Below are 20867 nucleotides of genomic sequence, written 5' to 3'. Positions count from 1 at the left end.
TGGATAGCCACCCGTTCCGGTGGTCCTTGCCGGTCAAAGGGTCCAGCGGTCCGGTGGCGGCGACTCGAGGACGAGCTCGCCGTCGACGGCCGCGGCGATCTCTTCGGGCGTCCAGACCTCCTGGTGCAGGACCGGCCGGATGATCGCGGGCTGGCGGACGGCGTGCAGGTGCCCGTCCGCCAGCCGCAGCACCTGCCCGGTGACGCCGGCGGAGAGGTCGCTGAGGAGGTAGGTGACGAGCGGCGCCACCCGCTCCGGCGGGTACGCGTCCGGGTTCCCGTTCGGGTCGGCGGCCATCAGCCGCGTCCAGGCGATCGGGCTGACGGCGTTGACACGCACCCCGTGCCGCGCCAGGTCGGCCGCCCACGAGTACGTCATGGACGCGACCGCGCCTTTCGACGCCGAGTAGGCGGCCGCGCCACGCTGGCCGATCATCGATCCGGACGTCACGTTGACGATGACACCGGCGCCCTGGGCGACCATCACCTTCGCGGCCGCCGTACCGCAGTGGAACGGGCCGAGGACGTTCGTCTCGACCAGCGCGCGGGTCCGCTCGGCGTCGTCGTCCTCCCACGGCCGCGCGTGGTAGCCGATCGCGGCGTTGTTCACGAGGCCGTCGAGCTGGCCGAACCGGTTGCGGCACAACGTGATCAGGCCACGGGCGTAGTCCGCGTCGGCCACCGAGCCGACGCTCACCACCGCCATGCCACCCTCGGCTTCGATCGCCGCCACGGTGTTGTGGGCCGGTTCCGCGTCGACGTCGTTGACCACCACCGCGGCACCCGACTCCGCGGCGTGCCGCGCGAAGGCCCGCCCCGGTCCGCGTCCGGCGCCGGTGATGACCACGGCCCGGTCGTCCAGGATTCCCATGCTCCCCAGTGTGGCCCGGCCGTGGTCCGGACCGCACCACTCACACCGCCCGGGCCAGCCTGACCTCGAACGGCCGGAACCCCTGCGCGTGGTAGAACGCCAGCCCGCCCTCGTTGTGCGCGTACGCCTGCACGGCCAGCTCGTTCGCCCCGCGTTCCCCGGCCCAGGCCACGAACGCGGACACGAGCGCTTCCCCCACGCCTTCGCGGCGCCGCTCGGCCGCGACCCGCATGCTTTCCAGCACCGCCCGCACCGCGTCGGGGCGGAGGGAACTGACCGGCAGCAGCCGGCCGATCAGGTGGCCCGCCACCGCGCCGTCCGCGCGGGCCAGCAGGCAGAGGGCGTTCTTGTCCTCGACGAGGTCTTGGTAGTAGGCCGCACCCTCACGGGCCGGCCAGCCGAGATCCATGCGCGGGTCGTGGCGACCGGCGTCCTCGGCGAACAACGCTTCGGCGGACTTCACGAGTTCCGGGACTTCTTCGGTGACATCGACGGAAACAGTCATACCGACGACCGTAACTCGGTGTTTTTTCAGAGTAAATAACAATCTTCAAGGCTGCAAATGGGCCAGGCTTTCGAGCGCGAGCTGTTCCAATTTCCCTGCGGCCGCGGCACTTCCGCCCGCCGCGTGAAACGAAGCTGCCACCCGTTCGGCCGCCCGCCGGTACGACGGTTCCGTCAGGATCTCCTCGACGGCCGCCGCGATGCGGGCCGCGTCCGCGCGGCCGAAGCGCAGGCGGATCCCCGCCCCCGCCGCCACCACCTGGGCCGCCACGATCGGCTGGTCGTCCCGGATCGGGGCGACCACCAGCGGCAACCCGTGCCACAGCGTCTCGCAGACGGTGTTGTGCCCCGCGTGGCAGAGCACCGCGTCCACCCGCGGCAGCAGGGCCAGCTGCGGCACCCGCGGGCGCACCAGGACGTTCGGCGGCACCGGGCCGAGGACCTCGCCTGGATCGACGAGCACGGCTCGCGCGGGCAGCCCGTCGAACGCCGCTGCCGCCGCGGCGAGGAACCCCGCTCCCGCCGAGGTGTTCGCCGTGCCGAGCGACACGAGCACCGTCGGCCGGAGCGGGTCGAGCCACGCCCACGGGAAGTCCGAAGTGGACGGACGCGCGGCGAGCGACGGCCCGACCAGCCGCACGTTCGGCGGCAGCGCGGCCGCGCCGAGCAGCTCACGAGTGGTGAAGGCGAGCACACCGTGCGGGGAGAACCTCGGGTCCGCGGCACCCCGGCCGTCCGCGATCCGGGAACGCAGCCCGTCGAGCAGCGAGCCGACCCATTCGGCGACCTTCGGCATCCCGGCGAGGGGGTCGACCAGCTCGGCCGACGTCGTCGCCGAGGTGACCCACGGCAGGCCGCGTGCCTCGGCCAGCAGCCCGCCGGCCAGCGCCTGCTGGTCGGCGACGATCACGTGGGGCTCGAACGCGTCGATCGCCGCGGCCACCCCGGGCGCCATCGCGTCCGCGAGCGGGACGAGGAAGTCCTGCCAGAGGAACCGGAGCGCGGCCGGTCCCTTGAGGTCCGCCGGGCGCGAAGGCGCGTCGGGCGGCAGGGCGCAGGAGAACACCAGCGCGTCCGGGCCGGCCAGCTGCCACAGCAGCTCGTCGTGCCCGGCCCAGGCGACCTCGTGCCCGCGCGCGGTGAGCTCGGCCGCCACCCCGGCGGCCGGGTTGACGTGCCCGACCAGCGGCGGGACGACGAACAGGAACCGCGCCACTACCGCACCCGGGCCGGGGCGCGGGAGGTGTCCCGGACCCACTCGAAGATCAGCTCGATCGTCTCGGCGGTCCGCTCCACGAGCACCGAGTGCCCCTGGTCGGGCAGCACGACACACCGGCAGCGCGCCAGGTGCTCCTCGAAGTGCGGCACCTGCGCGGCGAGCCCCGAGTCACCGCCGAAGATCGCGAACACCGGGCAGCGCACCGCCGAGAGGTCGGCCGCGATCGTCGCGCTGCGCGGGATGTCCTCGGCGATGGTCGTCGTCTGCAGGATCCGGTTCGCCGCCTTCGACAGCCGGGCGGTGTGCGCGCCGTGGTTGTCCTCGATCCAGCCGATCACCTCGTCGATGGCCAGCCGGGTCTTCGCGTCGGCGAGGCCGTCGGCCATGTGCTGCGTCCACTCGGCCGTCGGCGGCTCACCTTCGATCACGACGACGCTCGCCACCCGGTCGGGCCGGGCGGCGGCCAGCCCGAAGGCCACCGACGCGCCGAACGAGTTCCCGACGACGTGCACCGGCCGCGTGACCCCGCTCGCGTCGAGGACCGCGACGAGGTCGTCGACGAACTCCTCCAGGTGGTAACCGGACTCCGGACGTGTCGTACGGCCGTGCCCGCGCAGGTCGTACATCAGCACGTCGAGCCCGCGTTCGGCGAAGGCGGGGCCGAGGGTGAAGTAGTAACTGGCGAGGCTGTCGGTGAGCAGGCCGTGGACACACACGACGACCGGCGCGTCACCGTCGAGCGGCACGTCCGGGGCGAGCCGCTGGACGTGCACGTCGAGCGCGCCCGCCCGGATCTTGCTCATGCCGTCGCCCGCAGCGAGGCGACGGTGTACCGGACGAGCTCGCCGACGGTCAGCGCGATGATCTCGTCCAGGTCGCGCTCGGCGATGAAGGTCGCGAAGTTGACCCGCTCGCCGTAGTGCTCGCGCAGCTGCCCGGACAGCGCCACCAGGTCGACGCTCTCCAGCTCGAGGTCGTCGTGGAAGGTGGTGTCCATGGTGATCTCCGCGTCCTCGAGGCCGTATTCCTCGAGCAGCTCCCGCAGCATCCCGGCCAGCTGCGCGAGGACGGTCGCCTCGTCCGTGGCGGTGGTCTTGATGCTCATTCCGCGGTCTCCTTCGTCTCTTCGGTCCAGGCGACGACGTACCGGCGCGGCGGCGCGCCGGGCGGGTTCTCGATGTCGGCACAGCACACGCGGTGGTCGCGCCCGGCGGCGCGGACGGTGAGCTCACCCTCGGTCGCCGCGACGACCTCGAAGTCGCGAGGCTCACCACGCAGCCCGGTGCCGAGCAGTTTCGCGACGGCTTCCTTCGCGGTCCAGAAGCGGGCGAACCAGCGTTCCGGGTCGCCGGGCAGGCTCGCGAACAGGGTCTGCTCCCCTGCGCCGAGTGCTGCGTCCACAGTGGACGCCGTGCGCGGCGCCACCTCTTCGACGTCGATGCCGCACGGCCCGAACCGGGCGATCGCCACCCCGGCTTCGGCCTTGTGCGCAACCGAAATCGTCAGCTCCGGCAGCTCACGGCCATAGGCGCCGGTCGCGTGCGGACGGCCGGCGTCGTCGTTGCCGATGCGCAGCTCGGCCGGGAACATCTCGGGTTCACCACGGGCCCAGAGGAACTGGCGGACCGCGTCCTTGGCCGCGATCCGGCCGAGCAGCCATTGCCGCCGTCCACGCGGTGGCCGGCTGTCGTAGGCGTCGCGTTCGGATCCGGCGAGGTAGTTGCGCATGATCAGCTCGCGGGTGGCCAGGTCCGGCCACTGCTCGCGCACCAGCGCCCACCCGCCCGGCTGCTCCTTCGACAGCGTCGAGCGCTCCGGCGTCCGGTCGGCCTGGCGGATGTCGCGGGTACTGTCGAACCGCCGGTCGCGCCAGCCGGTGAACTCGGCCCAGACCTGTCCCCGGTGGACGAGCTGCATGTCGGCGTCGAGGAACTCCTCGGTCAGCCCGGTGATCCGGACCAGGCACTCCAGCCGCTCCCCCGGCGCCGGGTGCGGGCCGTGGAACCGGATCTCGCGCATGCCGACCGGGAAGACCGTGGTGCGTTCCGGGAACCGCGCCATGATCCAGTAACCGAGCACCTGGCCGACGTTGTCGAGCAGTGCACCGGGCGCGGCCGGCGTGGTCAGCACGGCTCGCATGTGGTGTTCGCCGACGGCGGTCAGTTCGGTGACTCCCTGGAAGCGCGGGCCGTGGAACATCCAGCGGTCGTGGTACAGCTCGGCCGCGGTGGTCTCGGGGACTTGTTCGGCCGCTGTCGGGAAGCGCCACGGCGCGGGTGCGTCCGCGGGATAGTCCGGGGCGAGCTCGACAACGGCCTGCGAGTAGCCGTCCAGAGCTGCGAGCACGCGGTCGGCGCCCTGCGGCTCGACCCGCACCGGCACACTGACCGCCGGGACCGCCGCAATCCACTGCGTCAGCCGGACGTCGTGCACGGCGACGGCGCGGCGGCCGGGCGCGGTCTGCTCGGCGAAGCCCATGAGGTGGTCGATCACCGTGGTGGCCGGCACCACCGGCCAGCGGTCCCCCGGGTCGGCCTGCGGCGGCTGCTTGAAGAAGCAGTGGTCGAGCAGGTAGGGCATGGTCTCGACCGAGACGTCCAAAGTGGTCCGCAACGCGCTGGGCGGCGGCAGCCGGCGAGGCCGGGTTCGGCCACTGAGCACAGTGGACGCGAGGTCCGCGGTGTCCGCCAGCAGTGCGGCGAACTCCTCGGCCAGCGGGCCCTTCCCGGCCAGGGTGGAGTCCTTGGCCAGGCGCGCGCCGACCCGGGCGCGGGTCTGCTCGTCGAGCGAGATCAGCCGGCCACCGAGGTCCAGCTTGACGGCTTTGCGCGCGGTCGCGCGGCCGTCCTCGCCGGCGCCGGGCAGGCGGGTGAAGTCGATGTCGAGGCCGTCGGCCCAGAGCGCGGTCGCGACCCGGCGGAGCTGCGCGAGGCCGGGGCGGTGCGCGGAGTGCGCCGCCACGACGAGGTGGTCCTCCCCGTGCAGCGTGTCGCCGACCAGTGAGCCGAGCTGGCCCGCGCCGACCTGGACGAACGCCCGGAACCCGGCGGTGTGCAGGGCCCGCACGAGCGGGCGGAACCGGACCGGTTCCAGCAGGTGCCGCACGAACAGCTCGCGGACCTCCGCTTCGGCGGCCGGGTATTCCGAGACCGTGGTCGCCGACCAGAGCGGCCGGGTCGGCGGGTGCAGGGTGAAGCGCGCCGCCGCCTCGTGGATCGGTGCCAGGTACGGGCGCAGCATCGGGGTGTGGAAGCCGGAGCGGAACGGCAGCACCTGCGCCACGATCCCCCCGGTCCGGAACCGCGCCACCAGCGTGTCGACCGCCGCCACCGGCCCGCAGATCATGGCCTGGTTGGGCGAGTTGTCGTGGGAGAGCACCACGTCCGTGCGCCCGGCCAGCTCCTCGAGCACCCGCGGCGCGGGCGCCCCGACCGCGGCGAAGGCGAGCCCGGGGACCACGAGGGTGTCGGGGTCGAACCCGGCGAGGAAGGCGTCGACCTCGTGGCCGGCGTACACCCCGGCCGCAGCCATCGCCGTCCATTCACCCAGGCTGTGCCCGGCGAAGGCGTCCGGCTCGACACCCAGCCGGCCGAGCGCGCCGTGCAGCAGCCGGCCCAGCTCGAACACCGCGGCGCCCTGGCGGCCGACGTCACCCACTTCCGCGTCCGTGTGTGCCCACGGCAGCCCGAAGTGCCGGGCGACGTCACCGCAGTTCAAGGTCAGCTCCGACTCGAGGCCGGGGAACACGAAGGCGAGCTTTCCGCCGCCCGGCCCGAGCAGCGGACGGTCGGCGAACCAGATGTCGTTGCGCCCCCGCCAGGACCGGCCCCGGGCGACGGCCTTCCGGGCCAGCGCCAGCCGCTTCTCCGTCGGGTCGACCACGCCCAGCCGGACCGGGCCGTCGCCGGTCACCCGAGGTCCGGGCCGGTCGAGCAGGTCACGCAGTTCGTCGACCGACCGCGCGGCGAGCCGCAGCACCCGTTCGGGCTCCCGCACCACCACGGCCGGGGCCGCGCGGTCCGGCGCCTGTTCGAGCACGACGTGGGCGTTGATCCCGCCGAACCCGAAGGCGTTGACCCCGGCGCGGCGCACCGCCGCGTCCCAAGGCAGCGCGGTGTCCAAAGTGGAGAAACGGGTCTTCTCCAGCGCGGGGTGCGGGTCGTCGCAGTGCAGGGTGGGCAGCAGGACGCCGTGGTGGACGGCCAGGGCCGCCTTGACCAGGCCGGCGATCCCGGCCGCGGGCATCGTGTGGCCGATCATCGACTTGACCGAGCCGAGCACCGCGGTGCCCGCCGTCCCGAAGACCTCCTGCAGGGTGGCGAGCTCGGCCGCGTCCCCGGCCGGGGTCGCGGTGCCGTGCGCCTCCAGCAGGCCCAGCGAGTCCGGCGCGGCCGGGTCCAGGTTCGCCGCCGCCCACGCCTGGCGCACCGCCCGGACCTGGCCGCCCGAGTCCGGGTTGGCCAGGCTCGCGGTCCGCCCGTCGGAGGCGACACCGGTGCCGGTGATCACCGCGTAGACGCGGTCGCCGTCCCGCTCGGCGTCGGCGAGGCGCTTGAGCACCACCACGCCGGTGCCCTCGCCGATCAGCACCCCGTCGGCGTCGCGGTGGAACGGGCGGATGCGCTCGGACGGTGACAGCGCGCCGAGCTGGGTGAACACGCTCCAGAAGGTGATGTCGTGGCAGTGGTGCACACCACCGGCGAGCACGACGTCGCAGCGGCCGGTGGCGAGCTCCCGCACGGCGTGGTCGACGGCGATCAGCGAGGACGCGCAGGCGGCGTCCACCGTGTACGCCGGGCCGCGCAGGTCGAGCCGGTTGGCCAGCCGTGACGCGGCCAGGTTGGGCACCAGGCCGATCGCGGATTCCGGCGCCTCCGGCCCGAGCTGGTCGGTGAACGCCTCCCGGACCGCGTCGAGCCGCTTTTCGTCGAGGTCCGGAAGCAGCTCGCCGAGGGTGCGGACGAGCTGGCTCGCGGTGCGGACACGCTGGTCGAGCCGCACCAGCCCCGGTGTCAGGTAACCGCCGCGGCCGAGGATGACGCCGACCTTCGCGCGGTCGGCGGGCAGCCGGTCGGGCCCGCCCGCGTCCGCGACGGCCTGCGCCGCGACCCGCAGCGCGATCAGCTGGTCGGGCTCGGTGGCGGGGATGGAGTTCGGCATGATCCCGAACCCGGTGACGTCCACTTCGGCCAGTTCGTCGACGAACCCGCCGCGCCGGCAGTAGAGCCGGTCGGCGCGGCGCTGCTCTCCGGGTGCGTAGTGCGCGACGTCCCACTTCTCCGGCGGCACGTCGGTGATCGCGTCGACACCGCCGGCGAGGTTGCGCCAGTAGGCCGCCAGGTCCGGGGCGCCGGGCAGCAGCACCGACATCCCGACGATCGCCACGGGGTCCGGCATCGGGTCACCAGCCCGACGCGGTGTGGACGACGGCGGCGGTGTCCGGGCGGCCCCAGGCCAGCTCGCGCAGCAGGCCGAGGGTGCCTTCCTCCGGGTCGATCAGCGCGATGCCGCGGCGGGCGTAGTCGCGCATGAGCTCCGGGGTCACCATGCCGTCGTGGTCGCCGGTCGGCGCCCACGGTCCCCAGTGGACGGTCACCGCGCGCCCGGCGGGCCACCGGCGGCCGAGGGTCTCGAGGGCGTCGTTGGCGGCGGCGTAGTCCGACTGGCCGCGGTTGCCGAGCGTCGCGGCGATGCTGCCGAAGAGGACCACGAACTTCGGCTCGTCCGGCAGGTCGGCGGTCGCTTCGAGCAGCGTCCGGGCGCCCTCGACCTTCGTGCCGTAGACGCGGGCGAACGACTCCGGCGTCTTGTTGGCGACGAGCTTGTCTTCGATGACACCGGCCGCGTAGACGATGCCGTCGAGCCGGCCGTGCTCGGCGTGGATCTCCTTGACCGCGCGGTGCACGGCCTCGGCGTCGAGCATGTCGACGGACTGGTAACGCACCGGGCTGCCGAGGGTTTCGAGCTTGCGGAGGGTTCGGCGGACTTCGCGTTCACTCTCGATCCGCCGGACGGTCTTCTCGATCTCGGCCGGGCTCTTCAGCCCGCTCGCGATCAGGGCGGCCCGCAGTTCCTTGGCGTCCTTCGCGTGCGGGTACTCGTCTTCGCTTTGCGGCACCGGCGTCCGGCCCAGCAGCTCGACCCGGCAGCGGGTGGCAGCGGCCAGGGTCGCGGCGAACCGGGCGGTGATGCCCTTGGCGCCGCCGACGAGCAGGACGACCGAGTCGCGGTCCAGCCCGATCGCGGCCGCTTCGGCCACGCCGTCACCCGCCGGTCCCGCGCCGCTGCTGCCGAGGAGGCCGAGTCCTTCCTCGGCGGGTTTCAAGCCGCGCCGGATCTCTCCGTCCCTGATCACCACGGGCTCACGGTCCACCGTGGACAGTTCGGCGACGAGCCCCGCCGCGTCGGCTCCTTCGACGACCCGCGCGACGGTGTCCGGGTACTCACGGGCGACACTGCGGTAGAACCCGCGCAGGCCCTCGGCCGGGCCGGCGGTGATCACCCAGCGGGGTTGCCGAGCCAGCGCGGCCCGGTAAGCCGGGAAGGCTTCGGGGAGGACCGGGGTGGCGCCGGGGAGGTGCAGGTAGCCGTCGAAGCCGGGTTGGACGACGTCACCGATTTCGGCTTCGGCCCCGTGCGCGGCCAGTTCGGTACGGACGGCTTCGGCGTCGGGTCCGCTCCCCAGCACCAGGAAGCGCTGGCCGGCGATGTCCGGCCGCTGGGCGGGCGCGAGTTCGACCTCGGTCAGGACGTAGCGCTTCGGCGCGATGATCAGCGGCTCCGGTCCGGCCCGCTCCACCGTCGGTGTCGGACTCCCGGTGCCCAGCAGCTCGGCGATCCCGGCGGCGGTCCGAGCCTTGGCCAGTTCCTCGACGTCCCCGGCACCCAGGCGGATCGTCAGCTCACCGGCGATCTCGGCCCGCTTGATCGAGTCGATGCTCAAGTCGGCCTCCAGATCCAGGTCCGGCTCGATCATCTCCACCGGATAACCGGTCTGCTCCCCGATCACCGCCACGATCGTCTCCAGCACCGACCGCCCCAATGTGGCCTTCGGTGCGTCAGACGCACCCAAGGCGGCCTTCGGTGCGTCTGACGCAACCAAGGCCGCCTTGGGGCGCTGGTCACCGATCAGCTCCGCGATCGCCGCCGCGGTGCGTGCCTTGGCGAACTCCTCGACGTCACCACTCGCGAGCCCGAGGACGCTCGCCAGCTCACCGGCGATCTCGGCCCGCTTGATCGAGTCGATGCTCAAGTCGGCTTCCAGATCCAGGTCCGGTTCGATCATCTCCACCGGATAGCCGGTCCGCTCCCCGATCACCGCCACGATCGTCTCCAAGACCGAGCGCCCCAAGGCGGCCTTCGGTGCATCAGACGCACCCAAGGCGGCCTTCGGTGCGTTTGACGCAACCAAGGCCACATTGGGGCGTTCGGGGACAGCGGCGACCGGGATCGGGGCCTCGCTGCCGAGGAAGCCGAGGAGGACGTCACGCTGAGCCGCGATCATCTCCCGGCTCGTGCGGAGGAAGTCGGCCACCATCGCCTCCGACGTGACGGCCTCGGCCGGCGTTGTGGCCAGTACCGACGGGAGCCGCTCGGCCGGGCGCAGGGCACCGGCGGGAATAGTGCCGTCCGCGGTGCGGAGGAGGTGACCGTCGACCGTCCAACCGGGACGCTTCGGCCGCGGGGCCGTCGCCGCGTCGACGGCGTCGCGGCCGCGGAACAGCCAGCCCGTCTCGACGGGCACCCCGGCCACCGCCAGCTGCGCGAGCGCGCTGAGGAAACCCGGCAGGCCGCGACGGCCCGGCTGCTCGAACCCGACCGTCCGGTGCGGCCGGTCGCCGAGGATCGCGCCGACCTGCCTGGCGAGCACCGCGCCCGGCCCGGCCTCGACGAACACCCGCGCGCCGGCCGCGTACATCGCCTCGACCTGCTCGACGAACCGCACCGGTGAACCGATCTGGGCGGCCAGCTCACCACGGATCTCGTCCGGGTCCGCCGGGTACGGCCCGGCGGTCCGGTTGCCGTACACCGGGACGGCGGGCGGCACAACGCCGATCGCTTCCAGAGTGCGTCCGAAGGCCGAACCGGCCGAAGCCACCAGCGGGCTGTGGAACGCGCACGCGACCGAAATCCGCTTGGCCCCGAGCCCGGCCGCGCGCAGCTCGGCAACCGCGGCTTCGACGTCGGCGGTGGGCCCGGAGATCACCGTTTGCTTCGGCGAGTTGTGGTTGGCCAGGACGACCGCGGACCCGCTGAGGACCGCACTCACGTCCGCGGCGGACGCCGAGACTGCGGCCATCGCACCCGGGTCCCCGGCCGGCACCGCGTCGAGGATCGCCCCGGCCCGAGCGTGGCTCGCGTGCAACAGCGCTTCGGGAGTGAGGGCGCCCGCCGCGGCCAGCGCCGTCAGCTCGCCGTAGCTGTGCCCGCCGGTCATCGCGGGCCGCACGCCGGCGCGGGTCAGCAGCCGGAACGCGGCCAGCCCGGCGAGGCCGAGCGCGGGCTGCGCGACGCGGGTGTCGGTGACGCGCCGGGCCAGCGCCTCCCGCGCCTCCTCCCCGAACGCGGCCGGCCCGAACACCACGTCCGCCGTCACCGGGTCCAGGCGCAGGAACCGCTGCAGCTCGGGGAAGGCGACGAACAGCTCCGCGAACATGCCCGGCCGCTGGCTGCCCTGGCCGGGGAATAACACCGCGACGTCGCCGGCCGCGGTGTCATCCGCGCGGTACAAGCCCGGCACATCCTGTCCGGACAGGGCCTGCCGCAGCAGTCCGGTCAGCTCGTCCACAGTGGACGCGACAATCGCCAGCCGGACCGGCCCGCCTGTCTCGGCGCGCCGGGACGCACTCAGCGCGAGGTCCCGCAGCCGCCACGGCTGTTGCCCCGCCGGGACGTCCGACGCCAGCGAAAGCAAGTCGCGAACCGCCGTGTCCGACGTGAAGAGGAACAGCTCGGCCGGCCATTCGTCGGCCGTCTGTGCCGGCGGGACACTGTCGTGCGCGCCGAGCACCACGTGGAAGTTGGTGCCACCGAAGCCGAACGCGCTGACGCCGGCGATCCGTTCCGCGGCCGGCGCGGCCCACGGCTGCGCGGCGGTCTGGAACACGAACGGGCTGGTCGAGACGTCCCACGCCGGGTTCGGCGACGACAGGTGCAGCGTCGGCGGTTTGACGCCGGTGTGCAGCGCCATCGCCGTCTTGATCAGCCCGGCCAGGCCCGCGGCGCACTTGGTGTGCCCGATCTGGGACTTCACCGACCCGATCGTGCAGCCGCCCGGCTCGGCGCCGGCCTCGGTGAAGACCTTCGTCAGCGTGCCCAGCTCGGTCCGGTCGCCCACCACGGTGCCGGTGCCGTGCGCCTCGACCAGCCCCACCTGCGCGGGTGACACGCCGGCGTTGCGGTAGGCGCGGGTCAGCGCGGTGTGCTGGCCCTCCGGTCGCGGCGCGGTGAGGCCGAGCGCGCGGCCGTCGGAAGCCGCGCCGACCCCCTTGATCACGGCGTACACGCGGTCACCGTCGCGTTCGGCGTCGGCGAGCCGCTTCAGCGCAACACAAGCGACACCCTCACCGAGGGCGATGCCGTCGGCGGCGCTGTCGAACGTCGCCGACCGCCCGGTCGGCGAGAGGGCGTGCGCCGAGGCGAACAGCAGGTAGTCGTTGATGCCGTTGTGCAGGTCCGCCCCGCCGCAGAGGACGAGATCGCTGGTGCCGGCGGTCAGCTCCTTGCAGGCGACGTCGACCGCGGTCAGCGACGACGCGCACGCGGCGTCGACGGTGTAGTTGGCGCCGCCCAGGTCGAGCCGGTTGGCGATCCGGCCCGCGATGACGTTCGCGAGCACACCGGGGAAGGAGTCCTCGGTGATCTTCGGCAGCCGCTCGTCCAGCGCCGGCGGCAGTTCGCCCACATAGGACGGCAGCACCGAGCGCAGGGTCATCGCGTTGGACAGGTCGCTGCCCGCCTCGGCGCCGAACACGACCGACGTTCGGGCGCGGTCGAAAGCGCGGTCGGCGTAGCCCGCGTCGGCCAGTGCGCGGTGCGCCGCTTCGAGGGCCAGCAGCTGCACCGGTTCGATGCTGGCCAGCGAGGATGGCGGAATGCCGTAGCGAAGCGGGTCGAAGCCGATCTCGGGCAGGAACCCGCCCCAGCGTGACGGCGTCTTCTCACCCTGGCCGTCGGGGTCGTAGTAGAGCGAAGTGTCCCAGCGCTCCGGCGGGACCTCGGTGACCGCGTCGGCGCCGGCCAGGACGTTCGCCCAGAACGCGGCCAGGTCCGGGGCCTGCGGGAACATGCAGGCCATCCCGACGATCGCGACGTCGAGCGGTTCGGGCGCGGGCGGTTCCGGCGTCACGACGCCGAACGCGGCGGCCCGTTCGCGCAGGAACGCGTTCGCGCCTTCCCCGACGGCGGTGTGCAGGTCCGCGATGGTGGTGACGGCCGAGCGCAGCACGGCGACTTCGCCCGCCATGAACATGCCTTCGGCCAGCTGCCGGTCCTCCGCGACGTCGTGCAGTTCGGCCCCGACACGCTCGATGCCCTTGCTGGCCAGCCGAAGCCGTCCGACGTTGAGGTGTTCCAGCTGTTCCCAGGCGTCGCGGCTCGGGACACCCTGTTCGGCGAGGCCGGCCTTGATCACCGCATACTCCTCGGTGAACGGGCTGCGGACACACCGGGTGGCGTGCCCGGGCGCGGTCTCCAGGAGGTCGGTGTGCTCGGCGCCGAGCAGCTCCCGCTGGAACAACGGGAGGACGGCGCCCGCCTCGACGGCTTCGCGGGTGAACAGGTACGCCGTGCCCATGAGCACGCCGACCGCGGCGCCCCGCACGGCGACCGGGGCGGCGAGGGCGGCCACCATCGCGGCCGACCGCTCGTCGTGGATGCCGCCGGCGAACAGCAGCTGCAGGTCCGTGGCCGCGTCCGGAGTGGACGTGAGGAAGTCGGCGAGCACGCCGAGCTGGGCCTCCCACAACGGGAAGCTCGTCCGCGGCCCGACGTGGCCACCGCATTCCGAGCCTTCGAAGACGAACTTGCGCGCGCCGGCCTCGAGGAACTGTTTCAGCAACCCGGGTGAGGGCACGTGGAGGAAGGTCGAGATCCCGGCGTCCTCCAAGGCCGCCGCCTGGGCCGGGCGGCCACCCGCGATGATCGCGTGGGTGGGCCGCAGTTCGCGGATCACTGCGAGCTGCGCGGCCTTGACGTCTTCGGCGGCGAAGCCGAGCACGCCGACACCCCAAGGTGCGTCGCCGACGGCTTCGCGCGTCTTCTCCAGAACGTCGCGGGTCTGGTCCGGGCCGGACAGGGCCAGCGCGATGAACGGCAGCGCGCCACCCGCGGCGACCGCGGCGGCGAAGGCGGGCTGGTCACTGACGCGGGTCATCGGTCCCTGCGCGACGGGCAGCGCCGTGCCGAGCGCGCGGCTGCCCGCGCTGCCCGGGCCGAGCACCGGGGTTTCGGTGCGCAGCGCGTCGCCGAGGGCGTCGGCCAGGCCGCGCACCGACGCGGTCACCGTGCCCCAGCGGGTGCGGAACCGAGTGGCCAAGAAAACGTCCTGCCCGGCTTCGATCGGCTCGGCGCCGCGGCGCGCCAGCACGCGGACGCCGTCGACGACGGTCGTTTCCGAGCCGTCGAGACCGGTGAAGCCGGCGGTGAGCGCCGACGGCAGTTCGGCCTCCGGCAGCAGCGCCAGCTGGGTGTCCACGACCACCCCGGCGGCCCCGCCGGCGATCGCGGCCGCCGCAGTGTGCGGCCCGATCCCGCCCGCGGCCCAGACCGGCACGCCGAGCGCGTCGTCGAGCAGGGCCTGCAGCAGCACGAACGTGCTCAGTTCACCCGTCCGGCCGCCGCATTCGTGACCGCGGGCGATCAGTCCGTGGGCGCCGCCGGCGACCGCTCGCACGGCCGCGTCCCGGCTGGTGACCTCGGCCAGCACCTGCCGGCCGGGAAAGTCCCGCGCCGCGCACGGGGAGTCTTCCGTCAGCAGGACGGTGGTGACGGCGTCGGGCAGGTCCGCGGGCGGGTGCGTGAGCCGGACCCCGAACGCCGGGATGCCCCATTCTCTCAGCAGCGTGAGCTCTTCGGCGGCGGCGGCTTCCGGGCCGGTCAGGTCGAGCACACCGAGCCCGCCCCCGCGAACGGCGGCCGCGACCCCGCGCGCCGACGGCCACCGCAACGGCGACACGGCGACGACCGGCGCGGCCGGCACGCAGTCGTCTTTCGAGACACGCATGGGAACTCCCGCTATGCACGAAAGGGTGATGGAGTAACGGGGTGTACTTAAGCGGGTTCACCCGGTTCCGTCAACAACCCACCACGATTTCGTCGGAGTCGTTCAGAAAATGCGGGACAGACCAGCGCGCGGACGCAAGAATTTAACGTGTACGTCATGTACCACCGGATGGGAGCAGTGTCGGGATTACTCTTGAACAGTGATCAACTGGCCGCCCGGACCGCCCGGCACCTGCGGTCCGCCTGCCACACACCACCAGATGGGGCAAGCCTTCTCACCCGGTGGACGCAGTGCCGCTGCCCACACCGGACCACGCCGACCGGCGGGTCCTTCGTTTCCCGGAAGCCGCCGGGAAGTGTCGTGCCGGTAAAACGGACGACACCGAACGGCTTTTCTCCCGACCCGGCGGTAAATGATTTTTCCCATTGTGCGGCGACTACTCACCTGACAATTTTACCGACAGCCGAAAGTAGGGTCCCGGAATCGGCCTCACCGGACCACCCGGCCCCGCGGGTCCACTGTGGATTCCGCCGGCGACCGGGTTTCGCGTGCTCACACGATCCACAACGACCGATTCCGTACCACCTCCGAGCACGGACCGCCATCCGGCACCACGAGCGACTGCGGGTATTCACCCGGGCACCAGCGGTATCTCCGGCCACCGGGATGAGTCGTCCCCGGTCAAAATCTCCCGCGCAGGTGACAAATTTTCCCGAACCGAAGCTGAAACCGTTTCGCATACCTGCCGGTAACATTAGACATCTCGTCTACACTTGGACGTGTTGTCCAATCGTGGAGGTGATCGTGGAGTACTGGTACACCGACGAGCGTTCGGGGACGCGGTACCCCGGCGACCCGCGGCGCTGGCGCGGCGACGACGGCGCCCCGCTGACCGTCGCCCCGCTGACCGGCCTCGGTCCCGGCGACGTCGACACCGGCGTCCGCTCACTCTGGCGGTACCGGGCGGCCCTGCCCGGCGACCTGCGCCCGGTCTCGCTCGGCGAGGGGTGCACTCCCCTGGTCCCGCAGGTCTGGGGTGACACCGAAGTCCGGTTCAAGCTCGAGTGGTTCAGCCCGACCGGCAGCTTCAAGGACCGCGGGTCGAGCGTCATGGTCTCGGCGCTGGCCGGCGCCGGGGTGCCGGCGCTCCTGGAGGACAGCTCCGGCAACGGCGGCTCGTCGGTCGCCGCCTACAGCGCCGCCGCCGGGATCACCGCGACCGTGCTGGCGCCGGAGGGGACGTCACCGGCGAAGGTCCTGCAGACCCGCGCGTACGGCGCGACCGTCGAACTGGTGCCCGGCACGCGCGACGACACCGCCGCCGAAGCCGTCCGCCGCTCGGCGGGCACGACCTACGCCAGCCACAACTGGCACCCCTTCTTCCTGCAGGGCACCAAGACCCTCGCCTACGAGCTGTGGGAGGACCTCGGCTTCCGCGCGCCGGACGCCGTCGTCACGGTGGCCGGCGCGGGCAGCATCGTCCTGGGCTGCGACCTCGGGTTCGGTGAGCTGCTGGCCGCGGGGTCGATCACCCGGCGGCCACGCCTGCTCGTCGCGCAGCCGCGGAACTGCTCCCCCCTCGACGCCGCCTTCCACGACCGGCAACCGCCCGCGTTCGCCCCCACCGTCGCCGAAGGCACCGCCATCCGAAACCCGGTCCGGCTGCCCGAGGTGGTCGCCGCGATCCGGCGGTCGGGCGGCGACACCGCGGCCATCCCGGAGGACGCCATCGCCGCGGCCGCCCGCCGGCTCGCGTCGCTCGGCCTCTACGCCGAGCCGACCAGCGCGACCGCCGCCGCGGCGATCGACGTCTTCCGCCAGCGCGGGGCGATCCGGCCCGGCGAGACCACCGTCGTCGTGCTCACCGGGTCCGGGCTGAAGGTGCCCGACAAGCTGCGGGAGCTGATCGGATGACCGAGGACGAGCTGCTGCTGCGGGAAGCCGAGAAGATCGCCCAGGCCGTCGGCCGGATGTTCCCCGGGCTGTGCGAGGTGGTGCTGCACGACCTGCGCGACCCCGCCCACGCCGTCCGCGCGATCGAGGGCGGCCTGTCCGGACGCGCCGTCGGCGACCCGGCGACCGAGCTGGGCCTGGCCCGGATCGCCGACCCGGGGTTCCCCGACGTCCTGCAGAACTACCCGAACCGCTTCCCCGACGGCCGGCCGGCGAAGAGCACGTCGATCGGCATCCGCAACTCGGCCGGCGAGTACGTCGCGGCGCTGTGCCTCAACCTCGACGTCTCACTCCTCGGCTCGGCGGCCCGCGCCCTCACCCGGCTCTCCCGCACCGACGAGCCGGCCCCGCTGGCCGAGTCGCTGCGCGCCCGCACGGGTGACGAGCTGCGCGCACTGGTCGAGGACTACGCGACCGAGCGCGGCCACACCCCGCTGAGCCTGCCGGCGACCGCGAAGAAGGACTTGGTGCGGTCCTTGAAGGAGCGCGGGTTCCTCGAGCTGAAGAACGCGGTGCCGGCGCTGACCGATCTGCTCGGGATCTCGCGCGCCAGCGTCTACAACTACCTGCGCTGACTTCCTTCTGACGTGGGTCACCCAGTCAGTGACCCGCTGTGACGATCATGCCGTACAGTGACTGTCGCCACAGACGTGAGGGGGCTCATGCAGGGGGACAGTCGTGCGCGCACGGTGGAGTTCTGGCGTGCCGTCGAAACACTCAGTCCGGCGACCGCGCCGAAGGTGGACCGGAGCGGTGGGCTCGGCGCCGACCAGCTGATCTTCGACCTTGGCCCGCGGGATGGCACCCCGTGGTCCCCAGGTCATCCCGTCACCGCCCGCCCGCTGCCCAGGACGCTGGCTTGGCAGTTCACCGTCTACGGCGGCCTTTACGAACTGACATCGATCCGGGAGACCCTGGCTCGCGCGTTCGGCGATGACGCCACGCCCCCAGACGGGCGCAGTTCCGGTCAAGCCGCTCTGTTCGCGTTCACGGTGGACGCCAGCGGCTTCCTGGTCGAAGGTTCCGGCGCGCTCTCCGCCTGCGCATGGGCACTCGGGCGCCTGGGCAGCCATGGTCCGGACGCGGAACACTGGCTCGACGGCTTCGACGCCGAAGAAAGCGGCTTCACCGACGGCTTGGACCAGCTGGCGCCACCGTCTCGCGAACCCCGGAGCACCTCCGCAGCCCGCAAAGCGGCGCAGGCTCTGGGCGACCACGCGAAGGAGGCAGCGCGCGAAGCTGCCGGGGCTGGCGCCAAGGCGACAGGTGCGGCGGTGACCACGGCTGCCGCGACCGCGATCGGCTCGCTGGCCGGCCCGGTCGTCGGCGGCATCGCCGGTGCAGTGGCCGGAACATTCGCCGAGAAGCTCCTGAGTCCCAGGAAGAAAACGGAAGCACCAAGTGCCAGTCCCGCCGACGCCGGTCCTCGCACGCCGCGCTTCGAGCTCACTGCGGCGGCATTGCACGAGTTCACCGCGGAGCTTGCCGAGGCGCTTGGCGTCACGACCGCGCTCGACCCGCGTGGAATCCGGATCCAGTGCTCGAAGGTGCGGGTCAGAGACGCCGCCGACGCACGGGACAGCACGTTCCTCAACAGCTTCTTCTCAGACGATCTCGCCAAGATCGCGAAGTCGGTGCGAACCAGCGAAATCGGTCCTGGCCTCCAGAAGTTCATCTCCGACGCCGACTCCGTGCCGGTCCGCGACCGTGTTGACGTTCGTGCCACACCGCAGGCCGTGCTCGACGGAGTCGCGCCCGCGGAGCTGCCGCTCGGGCGGTGGCCCGGCGACCCGGTGAAGCCACTGGTGCTGAGCCAGCAGTTCGCGGTCGATCGGATCACGGCCGAACTCGGCACGGCCGGGGGTGTGTTCGCCGTCAACGGCCCGCCCGGAACCGGGAAGACCACCTTGCTCCGGGACGTGATCGCCACCGTACTGGTGCAGCGGGCGCACGCGCTCGCCGGGCTGTCGGCGCCGGCCGAAGCATTCACGGGTGAAATCCAGCGCGTGAAGATCACCGAGCGGTTCTCGGCATCCGTCCGGGGGCTGTCGCCGGTCGTGACCGGCTCGGAGATCCTCGTGGCCACGTCCGGGAACAAGGCAGCTGCCAACGTGACCGCGGAAATTCCCGGCATCGGGGCGGTCGGCAGTGCCGAAGACGCGGCGCTCGCAGTCGACTATTTTCGCGAACTGGCCACGCACGTACTCGACAAGCCGGCCTGGGGTCTCCTTGCCGCCACGCTGGGCAACCGCAAGAACTGCGGCCAGTTCGCCAAGCGGTTCTGGTGGGGCCAGGAGTCCGTACAGGCGGACGACGAGAACCCGACGCCGGACATCCCCGGGATGCAACGGATCCTCCGGAACGCCCGGGACGAGCCCGGCTCCTTCGACGACTGGCCCACCGCCGTCCGGCGCTTCCGCGACGCCGAGGCCGCGTGCACCCGCCTGGCGGCAGAGCGCGAGCAGGTGGCTCGAGCCCTGCGAAACCGCCCCGGCCTGGAGTCCGACCTGCGGACTGCCGAGGCCACCTCGACGCACCTTCGACACCAGCAGGCGCTCTTGGGAAAGCGGGTCGCCGATTCGCAGCACGGGTACACGATCGCCACGGCCGCTCTGGACCGCGCCGCGCGGATCCACCACGAGCACCGGGCGGACAGACCCGGCTTCTGGGTGTCCATCTCGACGCTGTTCCGAGCGGGCCGTGAATGGAACACCGAACACGTTCGGCTTCGTCACCAGCGTGACCACGCCGCGCAGGTGGTGGAACAGTGGTCTGCTGCGCTCCGACACCTCGCCGCGGAAGGTGCGGCCCTTGCCGCGCGACTGCAGGACATCGACGGCGGCATCGAGCGGGCCAGGTCCGCGCTCACCGCGGCCACATCATTCATCGCGACCGCGCACAGCCGCTGGCCCGGTCACGTTCCGGACCCAGCGCAGTTCGCCGACGACAACGCCTTTCAGCTCTGCGCGCCCTGGGCCGACCCGGAGTTCACCGCCGCCCGCAACCAGGTCACCCTCGAGGCGCTGAAACTGCACAAAGCATTCGTGCTGGGCGCCGGCGCCCCGATGCGCGACAACCTCACCACAGCCGAGGCAGTGCTCAGCGGAAACCCGACGCTCCGAGAGGACACACTGCTCGCGGTCTGGCAGACGCTCTTCCTCGTCGTCCCGGTCATCTCGACGACCTTCGCGTCACTTCCGCGGCTGTTCGGCCGACTCGGCCCCGAGGCGTTGGGATGGCTCTTCGTCGACGAAGCGGGGCAGGCCACGCCCCAGCAGACGGTCGGGGGCATCTGGCGGGCCAAGCGGTCTGTGCTCGTCGGGGATCCTCAGCAGCTGGAGCCGATCGTGACACTGCCCTCCACCGCGCAGGCGGCACTGCTCAAGCGTTATCGCGTGGCCGACGAGTGGCTTCCCGACGCGACGTCGGCACAGCGGGCCGCAGATCGGCTCAATAGATTCGGCACCTCCCTACCCGATCCGATCGGAGACGGGTCAACCTGGGTGGGCGCTCCGCTTCGCGTGCACCGCCGCTGTGACCGGCCGATGTTCGAAATCTCCAATCGCATCGCGTACGGCGGCGAACTCATGGTCTACGGCACCGGCGAGCGCCCTGATTATCCCGGGCACGACGAGTGGATTGACGTCCCGGCGAACCACTCCGAAAAGCACTGGGTACCGGCCGAGGGAGAAGAGCTCGGGTTGTTGCTCGACGAGCTCGCCACCCTCGGGGTCCCTCCCGGGGCCATCCGAGTGGTCAGCCCGTTCCGGGACGTGATCCGGGGCGCTCAGCGCGTGGTGCGGCGGCGGCCGGGCACTGCCATCGAGGTGGGCACGGTCCACACCGTGCAGGGACAAGAGTCCGATGTAGTCGTGCTCGTGCTGGGGAGCAACCCGGCGAGTGAAGGAGCACGGCGCTGGGCCGCTGCCAAGCCAAACCTGCTCAATGTCGCGGTCTCGAGAGCGAAGCGCCGGCTGTACGTCATCGGCGATCGGAGCCGCTGGCAGGACCAGCGATACTTCGACGTAGTGGCCGCAGCCCTGCCTGTTCGTCACGGAATCGCGGCGACATCGTCCTCAAGCCCCGAATCCGGCTGAC

At 72.4% G+C, this 20867-nt stretch carries 10 protein-coding genes; 3 read left to right on the top strand and 7 right to left on the bottom strand.

Going from position 1 to position 20867, the window contains the following annotated elements; all coding sequences use genetic code 11:
• Nucleotides 1-33 precede the first annotated feature (33 nt).
• Genes ACIA5G_RS38310 through ACIA5G_RS38280 form a run of 7 tightly spaced genes read right to left on the bottom strand, consistent with a single transcriptional unit; the run spans nucleotide 34 to nucleotide 14816 of the window.
• On the bottom strand, nucleotides 34-870 hold the full coding sequence (locus ACIA5G_RS38310) for an SDR family NAD(P)-dependent oxidoreductase (RefSeq protein ID WP_395932394.1): 837 nt from the start codon (nucleotides 868-870) through the stop codon (nucleotides 34-36).
• A 40-nt stretch (nucleotides 871-910) separates the two neighbouring features.
• Nucleotides 911-1375: a GNAT family N-acetyltransferase gene (locus tag ACIA5G_RS38305; protein WP_395932392.1), complete on the bottom strand. Its 465-nt coding sequence runs from the start codon at nucleotides 1373-1375 to the stop codon at nucleotides 911-913.
• 45 nt (nucleotides 1376-1420) lie between these two features.
• Nucleotides 1421-2590, bottom strand: coding sequence for a glycosyltransferase (locus ACIA5G_RS38300; protein WP_395932390.1), 1170 nt, complete (start codon nucleotides 2588-2590; stop codon nucleotides 1421-1423).
• Nucleotides 2590-3396 carry an alpha/beta fold hydrolase gene (locus ACIA5G_RS38295; RefSeq protein ID WP_395932388.1) on the bottom strand — a complete coding sequence of 269 codons (807 nt, stop codon included), beginning with the start codon at nucleotides 3394-3396 and terminating at the stop codon, nucleotides 2590-2592. Before ACIA5G_RS38295 ends, ACIA5G_RS38300 begins: the two co-directional genes overlap by 1 nt.
• On the bottom strand, nucleotides 3393-3698 hold the full coding sequence (locus ACIA5G_RS38290; protein ID WP_395932386.1) for an acyl carrier protein: 306 nt from the start codon (nucleotides 3696-3698) through the stop codon (nucleotides 3393-3395). Before ACIA5G_RS38290 ends, ACIA5G_RS38295 begins: the two co-directional genes overlap by 4 nt.
• Entirely contained in the window at nucleotides 3695-7963 is a 4269-nt protein-coding gene (locus ACIA5G_RS38285) for a beta-ketoacyl synthase N-terminal-like domain-containing protein (protein ID WP_395933058.1), read from the bottom strand. Before ACIA5G_RS38285 ends, ACIA5G_RS38290 begins: the two co-directional genes overlap by 4 nt.
• A 31-nt stretch (nucleotides 7964-7994) precedes the next feature.
• Nucleotides 7995-14816 carry an SDR family NAD(P)-dependent oxidoreductase gene (locus ACIA5G_RS38280; protein ID WP_395932384.1) on the bottom strand — a complete coding sequence of 2274 codons (6822 nt, stop codon included), beginning with the start codon at nucleotides 14814-14816 and terminating at the stop codon, nucleotides 7995-7997.
• A 792-nt stretch (nucleotides 14817-15608) separates the two neighbouring features.
• Here ACIA5G_RS38280 and ACIA5G_RS38275 point away from each other — a divergent pair.
• The 3 genes from ACIA5G_RS38275 to ACIA5G_RS38265 all read left to right on the top strand — a co-directional run bounded on the left by ACIA5G_RS38275 (nucleotide 15609) and on the right by ACIA5G_RS38265 (nucleotide 20866).
• Nucleotides 15609-16730, top strand: coding sequence for a pyridoxal-phosphate dependent enzyme (locus ACIA5G_RS38275; protein ID WP_395932382.1), 1122 nt, complete (start codon nucleotides 15609-15611; stop codon nucleotides 16728-16730).
• The gene (locus ACIA5G_RS38270; RefSeq protein WP_395932380.1) at nucleotides 16727-17344 is read left to right on the top strand and encodes a transcriptional regulator; all 618 of its coding nucleotides are present in this window, start codon (nucleotides 16727-16729) and stop codon (nucleotides 17342-17344) included. Before ACIA5G_RS38275 ends, ACIA5G_RS38270 begins: the two co-directional genes overlap by 4 nt.
• 87 nt (nucleotides 17345-17431) lie before the next feature.
• A complete protein-coding gene (locus tag ACIA5G_RS38265) occupies nucleotides 17432-20866 on the top strand; it encodes a DEAD/DEAH box helicase (protein WP_395932378.1) in 3435 nt (1144 codons plus the stop codon).
• Nucleotide 20867: the final 1 nt, after the last annotated feature.

Source organism: Amycolatopsis sp. NPDC051758 (genome assembly GCF_044453095.1).
GTDB lineage: Bacteria > Actinomycetota > Actinomycetes > Mycobacteriales > Pseudonocardiaceae > Amycolatopsis.
This window is presented reverse-complemented; position numbering and strand designations above follow the sequence as displayed.